This is a genomic window from Lactiplantibacillus sp. 7.2.4 (assembly GCF_018991185.1).
Classification (GTDB): Bacteria; Bacillota; Bacilli; order Lactobacillales; family Lactobacillaceae; genus Lactiplantibacillus; species Lactiplantibacillus pentosus.
On record NZ_JAGYGS010000005.1, the window covers coordinates 1 to 21,031 of the forward strand.

The window sequence follows — 21,031 nt, forward strand, 5'->3', positions numbered from 1 at the left end:
CACTCACAAACCTACTTATCGGCTTTTTTTCTTATCAGTGATGAAAAATTACTGCATAAATATAGAAAAAGGTTTATTTTTCTCGCACTTTTCGCTATAATGAATATTGTTGTTAATTCAACTGCCCCAGTGGCGGAACTGGCAGACGCGCAGCGTTCAGGTCGCTGTATTGGAAACAATGTACAGGTTCGAATCCTGCCTGGGGCATAATTAGGTAAACTAGATGAAGCTTGAATCCTGTTAAACGTTGATTTAACGGCATTCGAGCTTTTTTCATTTGTACTAAAAAGCACTACTAATTCCAAAAATTTGTCTTTATTTGTCTTTAAGACGCAAATGTATACTTTTGAATATTAGTTATTAAAAAAATCCCCCACGCCGAAGCATGGGGGAAAGTTGCAGAGTGATCAAGCTCCACAATGAATGAAACTCTATATCAAGTTATAGCCAACCACCTTACGTCTTTTTTCCAATTTTACATATTTATGTGTTTTTTGTAAACCATCAAAAAATTTCACCCAGCAATTGCTGGTGTGAGAATTTTTTAGTTTGTTGTGAAAATTATGCTTTCATTGTATAATTGTTGTAATGATTACAGAAAGCCGGTGTAATAGTGAAAACAGATGATGGTTTCACCTTTCACTAAGATGCTTTCTCTTATGTATTAGCCGTCTGCCTTTACAGCAGGCGGCTTTTTACGCATAAAAAATCCCCCACACCGAAGCGCAGGGGAAAAGTTGCAGTATAGTCAACAATTATTATAGCACTATTTTGCTGCTTGTGAGGCGGATTCTGACGCCGTTTCAGTGTCAGATGATGCAGAACTATTCACTGCAGCAACTGCGGACGTTGGTGTTTGAACTTCGTCAGCAACCTTATTAGCCGTCGCTTCAACTTGGCTTTCCTCGTCACTTTTAACTGTTGGTGCTGTCACTGTTTGAACGTCAGTAATAACGCCCAGCATACCAAGGATGGTTAGAACCGTGTTAACAACGGCTACAATACTCGTCCAGTCACCAGTAAACTTAATGCCAAACATGGCAAAGACTTGTTGAATCAAAACGATTAGCAAGGAAACGATCCCAGCGATCAATTTACCATTCAAACTACCGTCGACATTCTTGAAGCTAATTTTTTTAATCATTATTTTCCCTCCTAAAGGAACTTTTCTGCGATATAAATAACTAACGTGACGAGCACGCCACTAACCAAGACACCGATTAACCAATTTTGAATGGCTGTTACGCGGTCAATTTGATGGCTGGCTTCAATGGACTTGGCAAGCGCCTTGTCAGCTTTGTCGCCAATATCGTCAACTTGATTCAATTTTTCTTCGATGTTCTCAACTTTCGTTTTGGTGGCGGCCACATCCTTTTGAATGTCCATTAATAACTTAGTTGTATCGTCGTATTGTGCCATTACCGCACCACCAATCGCTGGCCAGGATAGATGGTGGTGTAAATTGACTTGCCGTTCTGGCTAGCTAGTGTAGTCATGCTCAGGCCGTTTCGTTGTGCGATTGTCCACCAGCTGTCGCCAGACTTGACTGTGTAATACGTATGGCTAACCGGCTGACCAGTAACTCGCTTCCCATAGGCTGGCCCGTTAGTAACGCCTAGCTTAATAAAGCCATACAGGCCATTTGAACGGGTGTAGCGTGCCCATACATAGTCATGTTCAATAATGACCGCGTTGTAAATCACACTCTCATCCTTGTAATAGGTAGCCACTTGACGTACCTTGTCTGAATCCGTGTAACGAACAGCTAGTGTCCGGTTAGGATAGAACACCCCTCGCTGGTTGTATTTAACAACCTTAAAAGTGGCCTTTTTAGCTGCCTGTTTATGAGCCTGCTTTATGTTGGCCTGTGCTTTAGCCTTGCTAGCAGTCGTATAACCCGACTTAGTGATCCCTGTTAAATCGACATTGCCGTCTAATCCGCCTGCTTTATACATGCTAGTGAATTGGAGGATAGCCACGCCGTCCATGCTAGGGAACCAGTTGTAATCAGGGCTAGTTCTAACCAAGTAGTCCGGATATTCAGCTAGCCATAGACAGCTACCATAGGCTTTAACAATGGCGCTCACATTAACATGAGCATTGAGGTAAGCTTTACCGGAATACAACATAGGGGTATAACCAGCCGCTTTAATGAGGGCCATTTGAGCTAGAATGACATTAGTGTTAGCTGTCACGCTATTAGAAGCCCCATCCTCATAGTCCAACGCCACAATGCTGCCCTTGGGCGTCCTAATCCGTGGCAAGTAATAGGCCATCATAGCCTTGGCGTTGATCATATTGCCACCAACACCGTCCCATAAATAGGTGTGCACCCGTTTACCAGCCTGTTGAGCTGATTTAACTTGGCTGTTATACGTGGTCTGAGGGATATTAGTCCCACCATAGAAGCCACCAGCCTGCGAGAATACAAACTTATCGGTGCTATAGCCGAATACACCACTATTACCGTTATACTTAGACCAATCAACCCCCTGTTCACGACTAGTTGAAGCCTGACTGGTAACATTGACCATTAAAAAGGCCATAAAAATGGCGCCCACCGTTAAGATGAGTGCCTTTAATTTGTGCTTATTCAATTGCCTACCTCCTAGTGTACGCTGTTATTATCTACGGTAGCTTCTGTCTGTGCAGCTTTGTAGGCTGTAATTGCATCGGATACCTGAGTAACCTGAGCTTGGGTAATCAATGATTTTACTAGATAATTACCAGCGTATACAGTTGCTAAGTCCGATGGAATCAACCCGTTGTTAACACTGCTAATTAATCCTTCTGTTAAAAATTCGCTTAAATCAAAACTCATGATAAAGAACCTCCTAGCGCTACAATAGCCGCTTTTATTTTTGCATAATCCGATTGCGTCAAAATTTCTGCTGGATTAGGGCACCAATCTGTTGCTACGCTACCTTTTTCTAGCTTGTATCTATGATTGTTCAACCAATCAGATAAATTGCCAGAAGTGCCACCTTCGTCATTAAAATTAATAGAGAATCTAATATACGCTACATTAGATTTACTTAATGTTTGTGTTGCTGAGGTTATACTTTGCCAACCCAGAAAGCTTTTATCACTGTCGTACATTGCCAAAGTATTATCGATATCACCTTTTAATACATAGTCTGGTGAACTTAACGTAAATACAGTTTCTCCATTAGTAGCTATATAATTATCTGAATAAAAATCAGCGCCACTGGAATTAACGCCACCAGTATTTCTAGCAATGTCTCCTGCTTTTAAGTCTGATTGGACAATTAAATTAGTCCCAACCGCACTATTATTAACTTGCGTTTGGAGTGCAACAAAAGCTGGTGCCGCGGTCAAACCAGCATTATCAACAGTACCAGTATCGCCCTTGTCACCCTTGTCACCTTTGGGGCCTTGAATACCAGTTGCACCAGTATTACCTTTATCGCCTTTATCACCCTTGTCACCCTTATCGCCTTTATCACCTTTATCACCCTTAGCAATTGTGCTTGCGGCTTTATTCAGTTCTTTCACAAAGTCATCAAAGGTAATGGTGGTAATCGTGCTACCATTGGTACTTTGAATGTTATTGGTAATGGTAAACCCGGTTGACCCATCACTGGGGTAGATTGACGTCCCAGTAGGATCAACCACCCATACTTCAATGGCATAGCTACCAGCAGTTAAACTAGTCATCAAGTCAGCGTTAAAGGTAACGGTAACTTGGCCAGTTGTTGGGTCCGTTAAACTAGCTGGATCAACTGTGGCAGATTTAAGATAGCCACTAGCATTGCCTAATTTAACGGTAATTGAAGTGGCGTTAGTTAAGTCCGTTGCCACATTATCATTGCCACAAATTAACGTAAAACTGGTCGTGGTATCACCAATTTTAACCGTCTGTGGTGAAGTATCAGTAAAACTAAGCGTTTTTGCCATCTTTAGGCGCCTCCTTTTTAGCCAACTTGGCATTTAGCTGGTCAATTTGAACTTGTGCCATCGCTAATTGCTGGTCTTTAAGGGCAATCGCTTGGGCATAGTTACTTGTCAGCTTGTTAATTAAAGCTTGTGCATCAACATTCATATATTAAGCCTCCTTTGTGGTGGTTGTCGTAGTCGTAGCATCTGTGTTAATCTCAATAATTTTTGCTTTAATTGCCCTATACAATCCTGAATACATATCATCAGCAGTGCCATTTTTCAAAGCATCAATATATTCTTGATTAGTTAGTTTTACGTTCCCATTCAACTGAGCATTACTATCAGGGTAAGAAAACGTAAAGTAAACATTAGTTCCGTCACCATTTCTAACAGGTTCTACTTTTGAAATATAATAGTTACTGTTCATTCTTAATTTCGACCTTTCTTAAACGAATTTGCAAATCTTCAATTAGACGTGCTTGATATTTGTTTTGACTGATTACCCTAGCAATGAAACTCATTAAGTCTGTCGGTGCTTTACCATCCCGAGTAATAAGCTCATCAGGTAAACTGTATTGTTTAGCTGTATTGACGTCATCAATGATGACACCTTCATTAGAATTGTCAGCATTAGTATCTTGATTATATTGGAAGGTTGCCGTGTCAGCTCCAAGCAACAAACTATTCGAGTGTTCATCATCCAACAATCTTACTTGACGCTTAGTCGATAGTCTTGATGACATTGAATGGAAGCCTTTAGCGTGAATATCGATACCCGGATTGCCACTACCATGACCACTTTCAAAGTAAATGCCCGTATTATCAGAGTTGATAGTGTGAGGACTGTAGCCTAAAGTTATAGAACCGAATACACCGTATGATGAAGATGATGACGCGTCAATATAGCCATTACTAATAGTTAACGCTGGGGCACTCATCGTTCCCATATTGATTCCAACACCATCAGCGTCAATTGTAACCATGGCTGTATCATTCGTCTGATTAGAATAGGTAAACATATCTGCATCAATATAAGTACGGGCACCATAGTCATTGGTAAACTTTAAGTAGCTTGCCGATAAGGTCCCTTGCACATGATTGAACTGTTTAGGAATACCATTGATACTACGTGTTCCAGAGGATACAGAAGTTATATATCCCTGACCAATTGTTAACTGGCCTGTGTTCAACTTCCATGGGTGGTAGAATTGGTCAGCAGACTGTTGAATACCATTATATGGCGAATTAATCAAGCCATCAGTTTGCATGTTAAGTGTCCCACCGTTTATAGTTGAACCATTGATTGTCGGTGTGGTTAATGTGCCGCCATTAATCGTCATGTTATTAGCAGTGACAGCACCATTTCTGTCTACCGTAAAGGTTTCGTTATTTGTGCTAAACGTATTAGCCGTAATGTCAGCCGCTTTTAGTGTCTTACGAGTAAGGAGCGTGTCGATATTTGCACTAGGAATTATCACGGGGTTAGCCGAATCAAAATAGATATTTTTACCAGATAGTGTAAGTTGACCACTAGATGAAATTAGGGTGTTACCAGCTTGGATATTAATTTGGTCGATTAAGTCCTTTGTGGCTACCTTAAGATTAATATCAGTAGCAGTTTGTGTCTTGTAAGTTGAGAAATCAGCAGTTGAAACCTTGCTAGAAATTGCACTAGCAGTCTGCTGTTTGTAAGAATCAAAAGCACTAGAAGCAACTTTACTATCTATTGCACTTGCAGTTTCATCTTTGTAAGATGAGAAGTCGCTATTAGCTACCTTGGAGGAAATCAAGTCCTTAGTAGTTTGCTGATATGCTGAGAAAGCACCATCAGTAACCATTTCTCCTATTTGACTAGCAGTCTGATATTTGTAACTAGCATATTCCGAGTTAGAAACCTTATCAGCTAGTCCACTTCCTAGTTCAGCAATCGTTAGCGTGGAACCATCTTTTAAGGATGTTACTGCTTGACTAACCGCTTGGCCGGTGTCTATTGCCTTAACCGCTTGGCTAAAGGCATTATCAGCCGTACTTTGAGCTTTAGCGGTAGCCATTGAATGTACGGCCATTTCAGAGCTAGCATAATCGTAGGTACTATCTGCGGCTGATTTAGCAGCATTAGCTGTTGACTGTGCGATTAAAGTGGCACTATTAGCATTTTCTGCCTGACTAGCTGCACTATCAGCTGTATTTTGAGCATTGATAATCTTAATGCCATCATCGGTTAAGATGACCTGTGTTGCGTTAGATTCTGCCATTTAATTCACCTCCTTTCTAATCATTTGTGCTTGTATTTAGGATGTCAGCAGCTGGCCTAGTTTTAACTGGTAGCGAATAGACCCGTTCGATCGGATTATCATTGACCCAACAGTTGAACGTTAGCAGCAAAGCTGAGTTGCCTGTTGAATCATAGGTTGCTTTGACCGTTTCGGGTTCCATCACGTCATCTGCAGTTTTAAAGTCCATATCAAGCATTAAGTTTAGGGCGAACTCTTGACCGCCATGCACAACATTAACGCCATACAACATGCGATTATCATGCAAGTCAACGTCACCGGAATTCCAATAAACATATGGGAAATCAAGCGTTTGTGATTGGTACGTTTGACTAGCCTCATAGCCATAATTGAAGATGTTAAAAGCGTATTTAATGTTATAACTGCCATTCTTTAAATCAGCTAGCGTCATGATATACATGGCACCATTACCGTCACCAACTAGCACATAGCCATGCTTAAAGTCCATGCTTACACGCATATAGCCGTTCATGGAATAGTATCGTTCAATTCGCCTATCATTAGCTTGCATGGTTGTCCCGGCGACATATGGGAAACGTGAGACGGTTGATACACTGTGTGTATTGTCGGTGTAAGTTGCTGCCCAAATATAGGGCACCCCATTGACTTCTTCAACATCGAAGCTAGCTCCGTGGCCGCCATGTTGCATAATCATCTTACTAAGTGGCTTAAAGTTGCTATCGTGTAAAACATACATCGTGTCTTTGGTTGAACCAGTATTCAATGCACGACTAGTTAAATATTGGCCGTTACTTAACGGACACATATACTGAACGGCACTATGCGACCCCACCGTATCATCTGATCGTTTAAAGTCACCCCAATGCTTAATGCTAGTGGTATCTAGTGTCACCTCAGGGGCTGATTGAATATAGCCTGTTTCAATCGTGCCGTGCAAAGTACCAACGGCACTATAGGGTGCCTGTACTAAATAGCCCGTATTTTCATAGCTGGTATCAACAGTGCCGTTTCGGTTGTATCGGCGCCAGATAAACCCCTTGCTATCAATATAGGCTGAAATATTAGTGCTGCCTTCCCAAGCCTGTAAGATTAACCGTTTAGTTTGGCTGGGGTCCGTGAAGTTATTGCCGTCAGGTGTTAACGCAACTGGCTTAACAGAACTAGCGTCAGCTCTAGCCTTTTCAATGGCACTACTAATGGCGCTCTGATAACCTGCTAACCAAGCTGGAGTGGCAACTGGTACCGTGACATATTCGCCAAAGCCAACGGTATTACCATATGGGTTGGCAAAGCTAATAGTGCGTTGAATCACCCGACCACTGGCGTCTAGGGCTGGCGTGATTTGGTCATCCTTGAAGCGAATAGTGGCCCCTAGTGGTGGATTGAAAGTCGGTGTCACATTAACCTCATAATACGTTCTAGGATGATTGAATAGCTGTAACATTTGTTCAGCCCACGACTTTAAGCCAGCCGCATGTTCAATGCTATTAGCAGTAATAACACCCTCATAGTACAGTCCACTCTGCCAGTCTGGGTTGTACTTACGATTAGCTTCATCGTCAACAATGTAAATTTTGCCATCATTGGCAGCGGCCATGGTATTACTGTTATCACCATAAGCAATCAGCTTGGTAATTGGTGTTGAAACGGTGGTACGTTTAATACTAGTGATGTTTTTACCGAAGATTGCTTCGTTATAAACCTTATCGACATTCAACTGGTCGACAACTTCACAGGTCTTTGATTGAACATTACCTTGTGAGTCAATTTCAACGTAGCAATCAACTTCCACGTTATAGGCCTGCAATAACGTTTGTAATAGTGTTGACGCTTTAGTTTTTCCATCAATTGAGATAGGCGGAACCATTGAATTGGTTGTGTTAAATTTGAGTGTCCAGCCAGTATCACTGAATACACTCGTAAAAGCGGTCTTGATAGCCGTATCTGAACTAGCCATAGCAACAGGATAATGATGAGCCAACGTAAATAGGCACAAATTAGTAAAGTTAATGGTCGTTGTATGTTTAACAGCGGCACTAGAAGCGTCATCAGTTGAATAGATGTGCATAACATACCAGTGTCCCGACAAGGCATCATAATAAGCGAGATTGTTGCCAGCAACTACTTTGTCTGAATCAGGCTGACCTTGAAGCACGTCTAATGAACCTTGGTGGTCAAACTTTTTAGACTGAGCGTTTAGGTTGATGGTGCCGGTGTAGCTGTCCTTAGTGCCCACATTGATGTCATCATCGTAGGCGGTACTAGTTGTATCGGAATCAGCGAGCTGGATTCTAACACTGTCGTTTGAAAATTTAGTGGCCCCATCAACAGTCAGGGTACCAATCCGCTTCAAACTTGGATTTAGAATTAAATATTGATTGGTTAAAGCCATTGGTTAACCTCCTTGTTTTAGTTATGTAAAAAGGCCACCCCATTGGGAAGCCTTTAAAGTGTTACTATAATAGTTTTGGTAGGTATTTAAGCGTCATTTGAGCGTCATCTAGGTCGCCAACCATAGTTAGCCCGTTAACACCCGGTCTTAATTGCGGATAATCAGTTGACCAGACTGGTGATACCAAGCGTCCATTGACGGTTACGGTATCAGTCTCACAGTCCATAACAATCTCCTCCCCCGCGTTGGCAATATAAGTGGGTTCATTAGGCTGTGGCTGGTTATGTTGCCAGACTTGTAAACTGGTGAGGGTCATATAAGGTGCCTTGTATGGTACTTTACCAATGTCTTCTGTGATAGGGTGTTTTAGGAACGTTTGACCAAACCCGCCTAAGACTGACTCATATTCATTGTTAGTATCTACCCAGTGGCCACTCGCAATTAAATACTTATTTTTATTGTGATAAGGCTGGCCACTATAGAGACTATATTGATGCAATTCCCACGTATAAACATTTCCGGCTTTCGTCAAGTCCATAAAGACCCAAGCATTGGTTAAACAGTCTCTTTCTTCTTTGTTAACGGTTGTTACATACTTATTCACGGTCTTTTTTATTGACTTCTTCTTTACTTTGCCTCTCTTAGACCTGCTTCTTTTAGTCACTGTTTTAGTGGTTGTTCCAGTTTTAATCTTAACTTTTTCGTCTCTTTTATTGGCAAATGCACCTCTAGGGCCATAGCCCCAGTAAAGTGTTTTGTAGTTGCCATCATCAAAGTTACTCCCCGGCTTGCACAGTTGGAGCGCCACATAGGTTTTACCACCTTGCATATGGTCACCAATGATAAACCGGCCAATCGTATTACCATTGGCATCCAACAATGAAAATTGTGTTTTTCCCATTGCTCGGCCGTTATGAGTGCCTGAATATCTCATATGGTGTAACCCAGCACGGACGCGATAGTCGGTTAAGGCATTGGTCATCCCAGTATACCGATAAGTTGGGCCTAGCCAAGTGTGATTAAGTTGCTTAGTTGGCATCTTCCCAAAGTCTTTTTTGCCATTCACAATCGCTACTTTCATGACTGTTGTATCCGTATTAATCTCAGCACTACCTTGATACTTGTACTCACCACTGGTCTTAATACCACCAATGGCATTGGCATCGTTAGTCCACATCGCCATACTAGCAATGGGGTCATTAATCACACGAACATCGGGTTGAATAGCATTAGCTTGGTCGTTAGGGGTTTCCGGTCCTAAACCAAACTGACCACCATTTAAACTAAAGCCAATATACTTTAAATCTCGTTTAGGTATCACCTGAATAACTGGGGCTGTTCGTGCGGTGCCATCAACAGTGATTGTGTTTAAGCCATTATTTAAGGGCTTCTCAACCTGTGGCAAGGTTGCTCGTGGGTCCGACTGCACAAAGGTAATGGTTAGTGTCATGTCATACATACCCGTGTTAATCGGGGTTGGGTTACTAATTGCGGTAATATGCCCCCAATATGTCACCTTAGGTTCAAAGCCAAATACTAGTGGGTACTCTTTACCATTATCACTGGGGTTATCACTTAGTAGCAGACCGCTTAAATTGTGCATCACCTGATTAAAGGCGTCTTGGTTATCAGCACAGTAAATTGATACCGGTATAGTAATTGTTCGGCTGGTAAAGTCCGTGCCATTAAATTGATTCCCATACATGGCGGGAATATCAGTCACCTGTTCAGCCATGGCCGGTGCACTAGGTAAAACCACGTTACCCATCTCAACCTGTAAATCGTCCCGGCTATTTAATCCGGAATATTCAAAATCATCTCGTTGTAAGGTCACGATTTAACCTCCTTTTTAAGTTTAGCTATGTAAAAAGGGCGCCCATTTAAGGACGACCCTTTGATTGGTGGCTTTAATAGCCCATCATCTGTGAATATTGTGAATTAGTCTTATTATCCGATTTAACAGCATTAACTACATCAGCTTTAGCAATGACTGCTTGAACACTGCCCATGTTGCCTAGAATGGCTGACATTAAGCTGATTAGTTTATCAAGCTTCTCATTACTTTCACTGTCTGTTGACGCAATCTGACTACCATTGTTACCATTTACAACTTGACTAGCCTGTGCGATTAGCTGGTTAGCACGACTCTTGTTAGTCAACGGCAAGACCATCTCAGGCTTGTTGTGTTCAGCAACCTCAATCAACTGGTTAGTGTTGATAATACCACCATTCTCAAACCGCTTATGACCTTGTGGGCCACTATGAAGCCAGTCGTACTTAGCATGGCCCCAAATAGAGGTATTACCAGTGGCATTAAGATAGTCAGAGTTGTTTAAGAATGCCAACACTTGGTCAAAACTAGACCTGAAATTGTGATGACCCGGAAATGCAAAGGCGTCAAAGGTTGTCTTGGTGAACTGCAATGGACCACCGGCTGGGTTACCATTAGCAGAGTTGACATCTGAGATAGTTTGCATGATATTGCGATTACCAGTTTCGCTGTCAGCAGTCTTGATAATGGCTGACCGCATCTTAGACCAATATTCACGAGGAACCTTAGTCATTTTAAGGGCTTTGTTAATCATGCTATGAGTGATAGCACCACCCTCAATAGAGCCACCACCATCATCACCGAACATGTCAGCTAACTTGCTGATAAACTTCCAGAAACCACTACCAACCTGCTTTTTAATGGTACCTAACAGGCCACTAGATTTAGAAGAACCACCATCTAGGCTGTCACTAACGCTACCCCATAGGGTTGACCACCACGTCTTAGCTTGCTTCTCAACGCCATTAAATAGGCCGTGACCAATGTTACTCATAACACCTGAGATGCCCTTAGAAGACCAGCTAACCAGGTTTTCGAGCGACTTAATTGGGTGAGCGATAATGTTAGTGGCAGTCTTAAAGAACTTCTCTAGTCCCTTAACCTTTTTACCAACCCAGCTAGTGACGCCTGAAATCCCACTAGTAACACTGTTTAAAATGTCACCAAATATCCCAGTACCTTTAGCGTACTTAGTCACGCCTTGCATTGCCATTACCATAGCTGTCTCACTAGCGCTTAACACTTCTGATCCAGCGGGTAACAGCATTTTAGTGTTACGTCCTTGAACAATGCCTGAGTCACCATTAGGTAGCATGACCATTTCTTTATTGCCAGTTTGTGGGCTATCACTACCATCATTGAGCAAAGCCATAGTAGGCTTGGTAATTGGATTCCGTGCCCCGCTAAACATACCAGTACCTTCGGCAAAATGAACATGATGCAAGTCAGCAATGGTTTTCTTCTTGCCACCAAAGGTATGAATAACAGCATCAACCGCATTGATACCACCATTGATAAGGTCGATAACATCGTTCATACCGTCTCTAGCAAACTTCTTTAGGTCTTTCCATAGGCCTTTAAATATGTTACGAACGCCAGTTCCTAAGCTAGACCAGCCTGATTTAAACGACTTTTTGAATGTTGATAGCCAGTGACCCATCGACTTGCCAAACACTTTAGTATGCTTTACATCCTTGTTCCAATAACTGTGCAGGTTAGACCGCATCTTGTTCCAATGACTATTCCAACTATGTGACCAGCTCTTTTTCCAGCCAACCCACTTCTTACCCATGTTACTAAAGAAATGCTTAGTGTGCTTGTATGAGCCATTCCAGGCATTGTGTAAGCCAGATTTTGTACTGTTCCAGTGTTTGTTCCAGCTCTTCTTGAAACTCTTCTTGAAGCCATTCCACTTCTTACCAACACTACTAAAGAACTCTCTAGTGTGTTTCAACGAGCCGTTCCATGCACCCTTTAAACTCTTACCAACGTTTGACCAGTGTTTGTTCCAGCTCTTTTTAAAGCCAGATTTAAATTTGTCAAATTTCTTTCTAATGTTTTTGACAGTGTTTCCAACTGTTTTAACAGCCTTAGAGCCCCATTTTAGCAAGCCTTTGCCAAAGTTAACTATAGATTTAAAGGTCTTATTGACCCATTCTCTGAACGGTTTAATGTGCTTATAGGCTTCATAAAAGGCTGCACCTAGGGCGACCACAGCAGTTAAAACCAGGCCAATTGGGTTGGCTAGTAACAGTCTGCCTAATGATAGGAACGATTTACCTAGTGTTTTAATTCCAGCACCTAGTACGCTGAATGCCTTAGAAGCACCCTTATAAGCAATCTTAGCCGTCCATGATAATCCCTTACCAATTAGTTTACTAGTTCCTTTAGTAGCTTTCCATAATAGGCCGACTGATTTAGACGCACCCTTCCAAGCGACCTTAGCCGTCCATTTCAATCCTCTGCCAATCTTGCTGCCAACTGATTTAGTGTGGGCCCATAAACCACTGATTAAACTCTTGGCTTTACCAGTGGTTACTTTAGCAGCCATCTTTAACCAGCGACCCATTCCAGTTCCTGAACGCTTAACAAAACTTGCAAACTTGGTTAGCTCTCGTTTACCCTCAGCTCCATCAACCCTAGGCTTAAACACAATCCGGCTAAGCTTGCCACCTAGGCCCTTAGCCAAGTCTAAGCCACTGAATGCTAGCTTTAATGCAGATATACCCTTACTTGCTACAAAAGCACTAGAAGCCAAACCAGCGAATACTTTAGAATGTTTCTCAGCAAACTTACCGACAATCTTCAATATTGGTTCAATATCCTTGAGGGACTGTACAAACACGTTAAAGGATGTCTTGGAAGCGGTCTTCATTGAACTGAAGAATGATTTAATATCTTTTTTATGGGCAATGATATTAGACCCTAATTTATCAATGCCTTTAGCAACATTTGCGAGCATCTTATCAAGGGCACTAGTGACGTTGATATTTTTACCACCAAAGGCCTTAGTAATCAGCTTCATTTGAAGTGCTACGGCATTACCAACATCTTTAAATTCGGCATCGGTATCTTTATCAGATACCCATTTTGAAACAGCCTTATAAATTGGACTCTTAGCATTTAGGATGGGCTTTTCAATATCGCCAATTAACGCTGGAACACGAGCTTTAATCGTTCGTTCCATTCCGACCATTGTTTGAAGCATATTGTCGGCGGCTTTATCATATTTCCCAGATCCCAATGAATTAAATGTCTTTTCAATATCCGTTGCCGATATTTTACCTGCTTTAGCCATGGCTGTTAAATCAGCAACTGTAACCTTTTTACCGTGGCTAACTTGAGTTTCGTATTTAGCCAACTGTTCACGGAACATTGGGAAGTATTGACTAATCTGATTTAGCATACCAGCATTGGCTTTACCACGTGATAAACCATTGACCATATCTTGGGTCACCGCCTGAATTTGTTGGCTATTTAAGCCAACGGCATCGGACATGTTTAACATTGATTTGGTTAGTTGGTCTGATTCAGTTTTGCTAGAATGCAAGTGATAAAACCCTTGTTCCAGTTCATTAACAACATCTACAGCTTGACCAGTCTTCACAGATAAATCATTGATAGTGTCGACCATTGCTTTTGACTTAGTGGCCGTACCCGTTAGAGTCGTCCAAGTGGCCGTCATCTTTTGCTGTTCCTTTTCATAGGTCATGCCGGCGCTAATAGCTTCATTTATATGTGATGTGATAGCTGTAAATGCACTAGTAATCCCATTGGCTACTAAATGGGCACCTAGAATCGTACCGAATAAGTGAGATGTCTTCTTAGCTTTGTCATCAATGCTATCAAGCTTAGACCGCACACCGTGCATGAACGCATGTGGCTCTTTTTTCATCGCTTTAAGTAGCTCGTTTTGGCTAGTCTTAGCTTTAGCCATGGCTGTTGCGGTCTCATTAACACGCACTTGCTGGCGTTTATAGGCGTCTGAGGTAGCTCCACTAGCCGTCTTAATTCGGTCTAGTTCGCTAGTTTGAGCCTTATATTGAGCCTCCATGTTAGAGTAGGCCTGTTTTAAGCCACCCAATTTAGCTTTGTTAGCTTGGGCTGTCTTACCCTCGGCTTCTAGCCGTTCAATATAGGACTTACTTAAAGCCGTGCTCTGTTTATAGCCCTTTTGTAGGTCTGCTAAGCCACTGTTGTAATACTGTAGTTTAGACTTAGCTCGGTCTAGCTGACCACCCATTGAGTTATATGACCGACTAGCCTTGTTAATCTGGTCAGACAGCTTTAGATAGGCTTCTTCACCATCTTTAGTGTCCCTATTTAGGCCTGATTGACGGGACTTTAACTCATCAATTTTAGCCTTTTGGGCTTCCATTGATTTAGCTAGTCCATCTACCCTAGCTGCTGCGGCCTTTTGATACTCACCGGCTGACTTTAATGCCGTCTCTTGGGCTTTCCAACCACTAGTATTGGCTTTAACCTCAGCAGTTAACTGCTTTAGTGATTTAACAGCTTCTGCGCTGTCAAGGCCAACCCTACTGGTCATCTCACGGCCGACTACTTTTTTAGCCATTCTTTTTTAACCTCCTTTTAGGCACAAACGCTTATAAGCCATATGTTTGATTAATGGCATCCAGTGGGTCAACTAGTTCAGCACGATCTTCCTTTTTACGAGCGTTCAAAGCCGCCATCATATTAAAAAAGGAACTATCATCAAAATCTTTCGGTGATAACCCCTCAGTTAATAATTGTTTAGCTAGTAATTCGAAGTCTTCCTGTTGGTTTTTTAACTTTATGACTTCCTTTTTTAGCTCACTGTTGCGCTTGTGCCGGCTTATTTTGACGACTTAGCATCTTCAATTGCCTTGCGTTGCTTTTGTTCAGATAGCTTGATGTCAGCGTCTGAGATACCGTTTAACCGCATGATTAGGTAACCAACACCTTCACCAAACCGTTCAATTGAGACGGTATCATTAATAGTCTCCATCTGCTTATCGGTATAACCCATTACCCGTTGCACAAAGCTGGTCATTTCGTCCTGCAATTCCAGGCCGTTTTTCATTGCGTCTAATTCAGTAATTTCTTTTTCAGTGTCTTGTGATTCCAACATGCCAATTTGAACCTTAGTAGCCAGTTTAATAATGTTGTTAGTTGGTGTTACATCGGCTGTCTTGTTGATTTTGAAATAGTTTTTAGCATTAATTTTCATAGTGATTTGTACCCCTTTATTTAAAATTTGTATGTATTAAAAGACTACCCAGTTAAGGGAAGTCTTTTAATTGTTGCTAGCTATTAGTCGTAGTGCCAGTCGTGCCAGTCGTTGAACTGGTGTAGCCACCAAATACTTCGGCATAAAGCTTGTCTAAATCAAACTTGTCATCATTAGACTTGGCAATCATATATGGTTGTTGAACACCATTTGCTGCTAAGAAGATGTTAGGCTTTAACGGCGTTAAGACAGTACCATTTAGGACTGTTGAGTAAGCAGCTTCATTGTTGGTATCGGTGCTGTTGTTAGATGCTTCTTCGACAAATTCGATATTGTTAAAGCATTCATAGATTGAAATATCACCATCTAATGATTGTGATTCTGCAATCATCGCAACGTGTGGCTTAGGTAGTTGGCGTACCCAGGCACCTGTATTGGCGTTTTGTGTGAACCCCTTTAGCATCTGGTTAATCTTGAAGTCTAAGTCTAAAGCGGTTAAAGCCAAGGTAGGCATAGACTTACCATAGGCTGTACGCTTGACTTGTCCATTCCCCCAGCCGGGAGTTCCGGCAGCTTCAATAGCAGTCACATCAATCTTGCTGAAACCTTCGCCTTGGTGATCAGCAACATAAATCCCGTCAGCAGATAGGCCTTTAGTAGCATCTTTAATTAAGTCGCCGTTATCATCTAGCAAAGCAAAAGTCGCTTTGACAATGTTGTGTTTTGACATTTATAAATCTCTCCTTTAAAGCATTTCATTTTTAGTTACATAAATTGTTTTAGTTACTTGGTTGGTATCTGGGTCAGTTGTGTGGTGCTGACTAGATACAATTAACCAGCCAGCCTGTTTAAAGCTTTTCATCAAAGCTATTTCGGCTTCTAGTGGGTTAAAGTCATCTGCTAGGTCAACCTTATAAAAGATTTGAATCTCAACACCCATTGCTAGGCCTTTAAACGTGCTGTTTGCAAGGTAGGCCGGGCTTGAATCGGTCTCTTGCAGTAGCATGACTGTACTAGTAGTGTTGTCTAAATCTTCGTTAGGTATCTCATTAAGGTAGACTTTATCAACCCACGTTAAATTGAGGGCGTTAACTAGGCTGGCTACCTGTGATACTGGTAATAACACTAGTCATCGTCCCCCTTCTTATATTCATCTAGCATGGCATTAAAGACATCGTCTTGTGAATCGGCTAGGTTCTGGTCAACAAAGTAGTCAGCTCTAATATGTTTAGTGCCATCGTTTAGTCTTCTGGCATTCATGTCATGGAATTTATTAGTCCATCCGACAATCGAACTTCCATCATGCTCACCGTCTATATCGTTACTGTTATAACTTATATTGTCAGCCATATGTCCGTACTTCTTATCTTTGTGGCTTGAATAATGTTTCTTTTTCGTGACTTCAGTTAAGTTATCAGCTAACTTCTTAGCACCAGCTTTAGTTATCCGCTCCTGTTCAGTTTCATCAGGGACTAGCTTGTGGACATCTTTAAGCCAGCTTTCTAGTTGGCTGGCCATATCATCGTTTGCCATAGCTAAGCCCCCTTAGTAACCTGTTTGAGTGTCAAATAATCGCAAGACAGATAATTACTAGAATCATCTATGCTGTCATTGATGACATCGTAAAGCTTACCTTTATATTGGCACTTAACGCCTTCATAAACTTTAGGATTATGCCTAATAATGACAACCACTTGATCTAATTGTTCGGCTGTGAGTTGATACGTAGACGCAATTGATCGTGTATAGGGTGCACAGTACAAACTAAACTGGCTAACAAATGTCTGCTTGCTAGTCCCATTAATAGGATTTTGAACAGTGCTAACAGTGCCAATCTGTATACGCTGGTTAAAGTCAACTGGAGTTAACTTATTGATTGCCATTGTCACTCACCTCGTCCTGTTTTTGGTTATACAGGCCACGCAATTGTCCGATAATTGAATCAACAACTAAATCTACTGGATTAACAGTATTTGAAGTTATTGATGTCCGGTAATACCAGTATGAACCAGCCAAGGCGTAAACAGCCGTTTCAAACAAGTCACTCACGCCATCCATCTCATAGAACCCTGAAACGCCATTTTCATCACCGATGGACTGCTTAATGTAGCTAGTAGCTGCAGACAAATAGCCTTTTAGTAGCTCGTCGTCATCATTTCCGTCAATTCTCAAAGATGATTTCAATGTTTTTAAATCGGCTGCCATTTAAATCACATCCTTATTTAGCCGCCCAGGTTGTCACTGTACTGTGTATTTATTGGCGACATAGTTGGCTAATTACTTCCCGTCAGTCGTTGTAGCAGCACTAGCCGCAAAGTTGGCCGTTTGATCAGCAATCTTGTCAAATGATCCCGCAACCAGTGCTTCGTCATCGACTAATTCTGCGTCGAACCGATCAATCGAACGAATAGCCGTTTGGTTACGATTAAACGCACGTTCAGTTTGTGTTGAGGTTGCGATATTTAATTGTTGCCGATCAAAGATTGTCATGAATTCTTTGAAATTACCAATATAGAATGGATGGCTCACGTATTTACCATTTGAATCTAAATTATCAGGCAACCACGTATTTTCAACCCATACAACGGTCTTTCCATCAAGTTGATATGTTCCGCTATCTTGTGTTACATCCGGTTTAATCAGATAATCTCCCATAGCATTTTTTACCTTGCGTAAAGCTAAGAAGCCTGATTTGTTAGTCAGGATAGTTGCAGAACTCATTAAAGCCGCATCCAATTGGAAGATAGCATCAAACAAATCATCAAATTTAGTAATCGTTGCTTTCTTCTGCGTATTAGGTAGTTTCGCTAGGATAGCATCGTTCCGTGTGACAACGTTCTTGCGTGCAATATGTGTTTGCAGCCAGTTCAGCACGTTTTCAGCAGAATCTGCAAGTAACGAATTTGGCGCATAGAACAAATCTGCATAATCACCAATCTTATAGTTGACTTGTTTTAACGCTGGATAATCTCCTTCTGGAATATCTGTATTTTGATCAGTAATCAGAGTAGCGGGCGTGATTGATCCAAACTTTTCAATATTGCGAGTACCAGTTAATGTTCCGACAGACTCAACATTAACCAAAGGCTGTAAAGAAGCGTATTGCCGCATTAATTCGTTAATCCGGGTTTGGGCGTCAATCGGGATAGTTAATCCGGCCGCTGAATCATCTGAACCGGAAGAAGTAACCATATCCATATATTGTGATGGATGGCGAAGCATATCTTTAAATGTATCGACAAATTTATGCTTTTCATCTTTCGTTTTCACAATATTTACGCTTTTACCGGCAACTTTATTTTCTGCTTCAGCATCATCTAAGGCAGACTTGGCAAAGTCACGGGCAGTCTTAGCAGCCTTTAAATCGGCAGAAACTTTTTTGATTTCTTCGTCTGAATATTTGCTAGGATCTGCGACAAGCTCAGTTGCCATTTGCTGTTTTTTGTCTTGGATATCAGTAACTTTGCTACCAGCCTCAATCCAAGCCGTATTTAAATCGTTAATATTTTTTTGCATTAGTTGATCTCCTTTTGATTTTTTCCAAATAAAATAGCCAATTTGCTGTTTAATTCAGCAGATTGACTATTAGTAGTATTTTCTTCTTTAGACGGTTTAGTTTTATCCTTATCCGCCTTGTAAATTAGATTCAGCAGCTTATTAACTGCAGATTTAGGTGGAATGTGCGAAATAGCGTTAACCGGTTGCAATTGTTGATCATTAGCAAACATAATTTCGTCAGCAAATCCTTTATCAACGGCATCACTAGCGGTTAACCATGTTTCATTTGCCATTAACTGTAGCAAGTCAGCTTGATCCATGCCAGTTTTAGCTTCATAAGCACTTGCAATTGATTGATCAATGCCATTTAAAATACTGGCTTCATGCTCCAAATCGTCAGCATTACCAGCTGGTTGTGACCAAGCCTTGTGGATCATAATCTGAGCAGTTGGTGAAATATTGATATGATCGCCAGCCATAGCAACCACGCTTGCCGCACTAGCTGCTAATCCTTGAATATTAACTGTTACATTGCCAGCGTAATTCTTTAGCATAGTGTAAATCTCACTAGCTGCAAAAACATCGCCACCATTGGAAGCAATATCAACTTCAAGTGCTTCGTCATCGCCATCGTCATCATCATCACCACTGTCATCATTTAAAATGTCAGCAACACCCGAAGGTGATACTGCTGGCATTCCAAAGAACTGATAGAAACCGGCTGTTTGATCATCAACAATATCGCCTTTAATCATCACTTTCTTTGTCATCATTATCACCTCCTTTTCCTGATTGAATCACAACTTGTTGTGTCGTTGGATTCTTAGCATCAGGCATTTCATCTGGAAAATAACCAGTCTGCTGTAATAACCAAGTTGCTTGATTATTGGCAATCGTGCCATCTTTAGCTAGCCCTGATAGGGTAGCTGCAAACGAGTCTCCCAATGGGTCTACAGCAGTCCGTATATTGGCCGTTATCTTAGCATTAAGCTTATTATCCAGCTCAGCTAAAATCGCCTGTAAATAGCGATTAAGGGCATTTGTGTACATGCCTTTAATTTGGTCGATATTACTTTGCTGGTCACCTTGGCCATTCAAATAGCTATCAGGAATGCCAAAAACTTTAGCAATTTGCTTACTCGTCCAATCCGTTTGGCTTAACAGCTTAGTAACATCGGCTTTCATTTCTAGCGGCTTGTAATCTTCAAGTTGATCAATAACTACCGGGCCACCGTTTGACTTGTTCACCTGTTTCATGAAGTTACGTGAACGGCTGGCCTTCATCTTCTCACTTAGCAGCCCACCGTGCTGAATAGACAGGACACCAGGAGCGCTAATTGAACGTGCTAGTGCAGCCAGCGTTAAACTGTTAGATGAACTCTTGACTTGTAACTCATTCGATAATGCTTTTAATGGACTGTTACCCGTCATACCGCCATCAGTACTAGCCCAGCGAATATGAATCATGTCAGACTGTGGTACATATTGAAGAACGCCCAAGTTAGGCTCATCAAAAGTAACCGTATAGGTTAAGCCACTACCGTCATCCAATAAGTAGGTTTGCACTTGGCTCGGTCGCAAATATTCCCAGCGTAGATCTAAGCCATTAGGATTACGCCAACGATATGCAAAGCATTCACCACCCAATAACAATTGTGAATACATAGACTGCCAAAACGTGTGACCGTTAGCTGTCGTACTAGGGTTGTTTAGGATTCCCTGCGCTCGTGGCATATTAGCCATTAATTGTACCGTGGCTAAGTCTCCAGATATTTGATTAACCGCTGAATAAATATCTGAATTTTCCAAAGCATCCTTGGCGCTAACATACTCATTACTACCAGTTGGCGACAAAAAGTTAACAATATTATCGTCTTCTACTGGCACGCTTTGAATACTAACTGAATTATTTTTTGCCGTTGGTGGTTCAAAAAAGGGCATTA

The 21,031-nt window shown here is 41.5% G+C and carries 21 protein-coding genes and 1 tRNA gene; 1 reads left to right on the plus strand and 21 read right to left on the minus strand.

Going from position 1 to position 21,031, the window contains the following annotated elements; translation table 11 throughout:
• The first annotated feature begins 123 nt into the window (after nt 1-123).
• Nucleotides 124-207 (plus strand) — tRNA-Leu (locus KGF70_RS02555).
• A 559-nt stretch (nt 208-766) separates the two neighbouring features.
• On the opposite strand, the gene KGF70_RS02560 is transcribed toward KGF70_RS02555, so the two are convergent.
• From KGF70_RS02560 to KGF70_RS02655, 21 genes are all read right to left on the minus strand, one after another.
• Nucleotides 767-1,144, minus strand: a complete 378-nt coding sequence (locus tag KGF70_RS02560; protein WP_216786396.1) for a phage holin — start codon at nt 1,142-1,144, stop codon at nt 767-769.
• An 11-nt stretch (nt 1,145-1,155) separates the two neighbouring features.
• Nucleotides 1,156-1,419 carry a hemolysin XhlA family protein gene (locus KGF70_RS02565; protein WP_015825361.1) on the minus strand — a complete coding sequence of 88 codons (264 nt, stop codon included), beginning with the start codon at nt 1,417-1,419 and terminating at the stop codon, nt 1,156-1,158.
• Nucleotides 1,419-2,597 carry a GH25 family lysozyme gene (locus KGF70_RS02570; RefSeq protein ID WP_216786397.1) on the minus strand — a complete coding sequence of 393 codons (1,179 nt, stop codon included), beginning with the start codon at nt 2,595-2,597 and terminating at the stop codon, nt 1,419-1,421. Before KGF70_RS02570 ends, KGF70_RS02565 begins: the two co-directional genes overlap by 1 nt.
• Nucleotides 2,598-2,608: 11 nt before the next feature.
• A complete protein-coding gene (locus KGF70_RS02575; protein ID WP_216786398.1) occupies nt 2,609-2,821 on the minus strand; it encodes a hypothetical protein in 213 nt (70 codons plus the stop codon).
• Nucleotides 2,818-3,918 carry a collagen-like protein gene (locus KGF70_RS02580; RefSeq protein WP_216786399.1) on the minus strand — a complete coding sequence of 367 codons (1,101 nt, stop codon included), beginning with the start codon at nt 3,916-3,918 and terminating at the stop codon, nt 2,818-2,820. Before KGF70_RS02580 ends, KGF70_RS02575 begins: the two co-directional genes overlap by 4 nt.
• On the minus strand, nt 3,902-4,063 hold the full coding sequence (locus KGF70_RS02585; RefSeq protein ID WP_216786400.1) for a hypothetical protein: 162 nt from the start codon (nt 4,061-4,063) through the stop codon (nt 3,902-3,904). Before KGF70_RS02585 ends, KGF70_RS02580 begins: the two co-directional genes overlap by 17 nt.
• Nucleotides 4,064-4,066: 3 nt before the next feature.
• Nucleotides 4,067-4,327, minus strand: a complete 261-nt coding sequence (locus tag KGF70_RS02590; RefSeq protein ID WP_216786401.1) for a hypothetical protein — start codon at nt 4,325-4,327, stop codon at nt 4,067-4,069.
• On the minus strand, nt 4,317-6,155 hold the full coding sequence (locus tag KGF70_RS02595; RefSeq protein WP_216786402.1) for a hypothetical protein: 1,839 nt from the start codon (nt 6,153-6,155) through the stop codon (nt 4,317-4,319). The genes KGF70_RS02590 and KGF70_RS02595 overlap by 11 nt, the downstream gene beginning before the upstream one ends.
• A 16-nt stretch (nt 6,156-6,171) precedes the next feature.
• The gene (locus KGF70_RS02600; RefSeq protein ID WP_216786403.1) at nt 6,172-8,547 is read right to left on the minus strand and encodes a phage tail spike protein; all 2,376 of its coding nucleotides are present in this window, start codon (nt 8,545-8,547) and stop codon (nt 6,172-6,174) included.
• Between the two features lie 64 nt (nt 8,548-8,611).
• On the minus strand, nt 8,612-10,381 hold the full coding sequence (locus tag KGF70_RS02605; protein ID WP_216786404.1) for a phage tail domain-containing protein: 1,770 nt from the start codon (nt 10,379-10,381) through the stop codon (nt 8,612-8,614).
• Nucleotides 10,382-10,454: 73 nt separating this feature from the next.
• Nucleotides 10,455-14,954, minus strand: a complete 4,500-nt coding sequence (locus KGF70_RS02610) for a tape measure protein (protein WP_216786405.1) — start codon at nt 14,952-14,954, stop codon at nt 10,455-10,457.
• Between the two features lie 31 nt (nt 14,955-14,985).
• The gene (locus KGF70_RS17715) at nt 14,986-15,177 is read right to left on the minus strand and encodes a hypothetical protein (protein WP_311318572.1); all 192 of its coding nucleotides are present in this window, start codon (nt 15,175-15,177) and stop codon (nt 14,986-14,988) included.
• A 38-nt stretch (nt 15,178-15,215) separates the two neighbouring features.
• On the minus strand, nt 15,216-15,590 hold the full coding sequence (locus tag KGF70_RS02615; RefSeq protein ID WP_216768169.1) for a phage tail assembly chaperone: 375 nt from the start codon (nt 15,588-15,590) through the stop codon (nt 15,216-15,218).
• Nucleotides 15,591-15,666: 76 nt separating this feature from the next.
• Complete coding sequence (locus KGF70_RS02620) at nt 15,667-16,320, minus strand: phage tail protein (protein ID WP_216768170.1); 654 nt, start codon at nt 16,318-16,320, stop codon at nt 15,667-15,669.
• Between the two features lie 15 nt (nt 16,321-16,335).
• Nucleotides 16,336-16,716: a DUF806 family protein gene (locus tag KGF70_RS02625; protein ID WP_216768171.1), complete on the minus strand. Its 381-nt coding sequence runs from the start codon at nt 16,714-16,716 to the stop codon at nt 16,336-16,338.
• Nucleotides 16,716-17,123 carry an HK97-gp10 family putative phage morphogenesis protein gene (locus tag KGF70_RS02630; RefSeq protein ID WP_216768172.1) on the minus strand — a complete coding sequence of 136 codons (408 nt, stop codon included), beginning with the start codon at nt 17,121-17,123 and terminating at the stop codon, nt 16,716-16,718. The genes KGF70_RS02625 and KGF70_RS02630 overlap by 1 nt, the downstream gene beginning before the upstream one ends.
• A gap of 2 nt (nt 17,124-17,125) precedes the next feature.
• Nucleotides 17,126-17,473, minus strand: coding sequence for a phage head closure protein (locus KGF70_RS02635; protein WP_216768173.1), 348 nt, complete (start codon nt 17,471-17,473; stop codon nt 17,126-17,128).
• Nucleotides 17,460-17,795 (minus strand): head-tail connector protein, encoded by a 336-nt coding sequence (locus KGF70_RS02640; protein ID WP_216768174.1) that lies wholly within the window; start codon nt 17,793-17,795, stop codon nt 17,460-17,462. The genes KGF70_RS02635 and KGF70_RS02640 overlap by 14 nt, the downstream gene beginning before the upstream one ends.
• Nucleotides 17,796-17,867: 72 nt before the next feature.
• Nucleotides 17,868-19,106 (minus strand): phage major capsid protein, encoded by a 1,239-nt coding sequence (locus KGF70_RS02645; RefSeq protein ID WP_216786406.1) that lies wholly within the window; start codon nt 19,104-19,106, stop codon nt 17,868-17,870.
• The gene (locus tag KGF70_RS02650) at nt 19,106-19,858 is read right to left on the minus strand and encodes a head maturation protease, ClpP-related (RefSeq protein ID WP_216786412.1); all 753 of its coding nucleotides are present in this window, start codon (nt 19,856-19,858) and stop codon (nt 19,106-19,108) included. The genes KGF70_RS02645 and KGF70_RS02650 overlap by 1 nt, the downstream gene beginning before the upstream one ends.
• Nucleotides 19,836-21,029 carry a phage portal protein gene (locus KGF70_RS02655; protein ID WP_122211406.1) on the minus strand — a complete coding sequence of 398 codons (1,194 nt, stop codon included), beginning with the start codon at nt 21,027-21,029 and terminating at the stop codon, nt 19,836-19,838. Before KGF70_RS02655 ends, KGF70_RS02650 begins: the two co-directional genes overlap by 23 nt.
• Nucleotides 21,030-21,031: the final 2 nt, after the last annotated feature.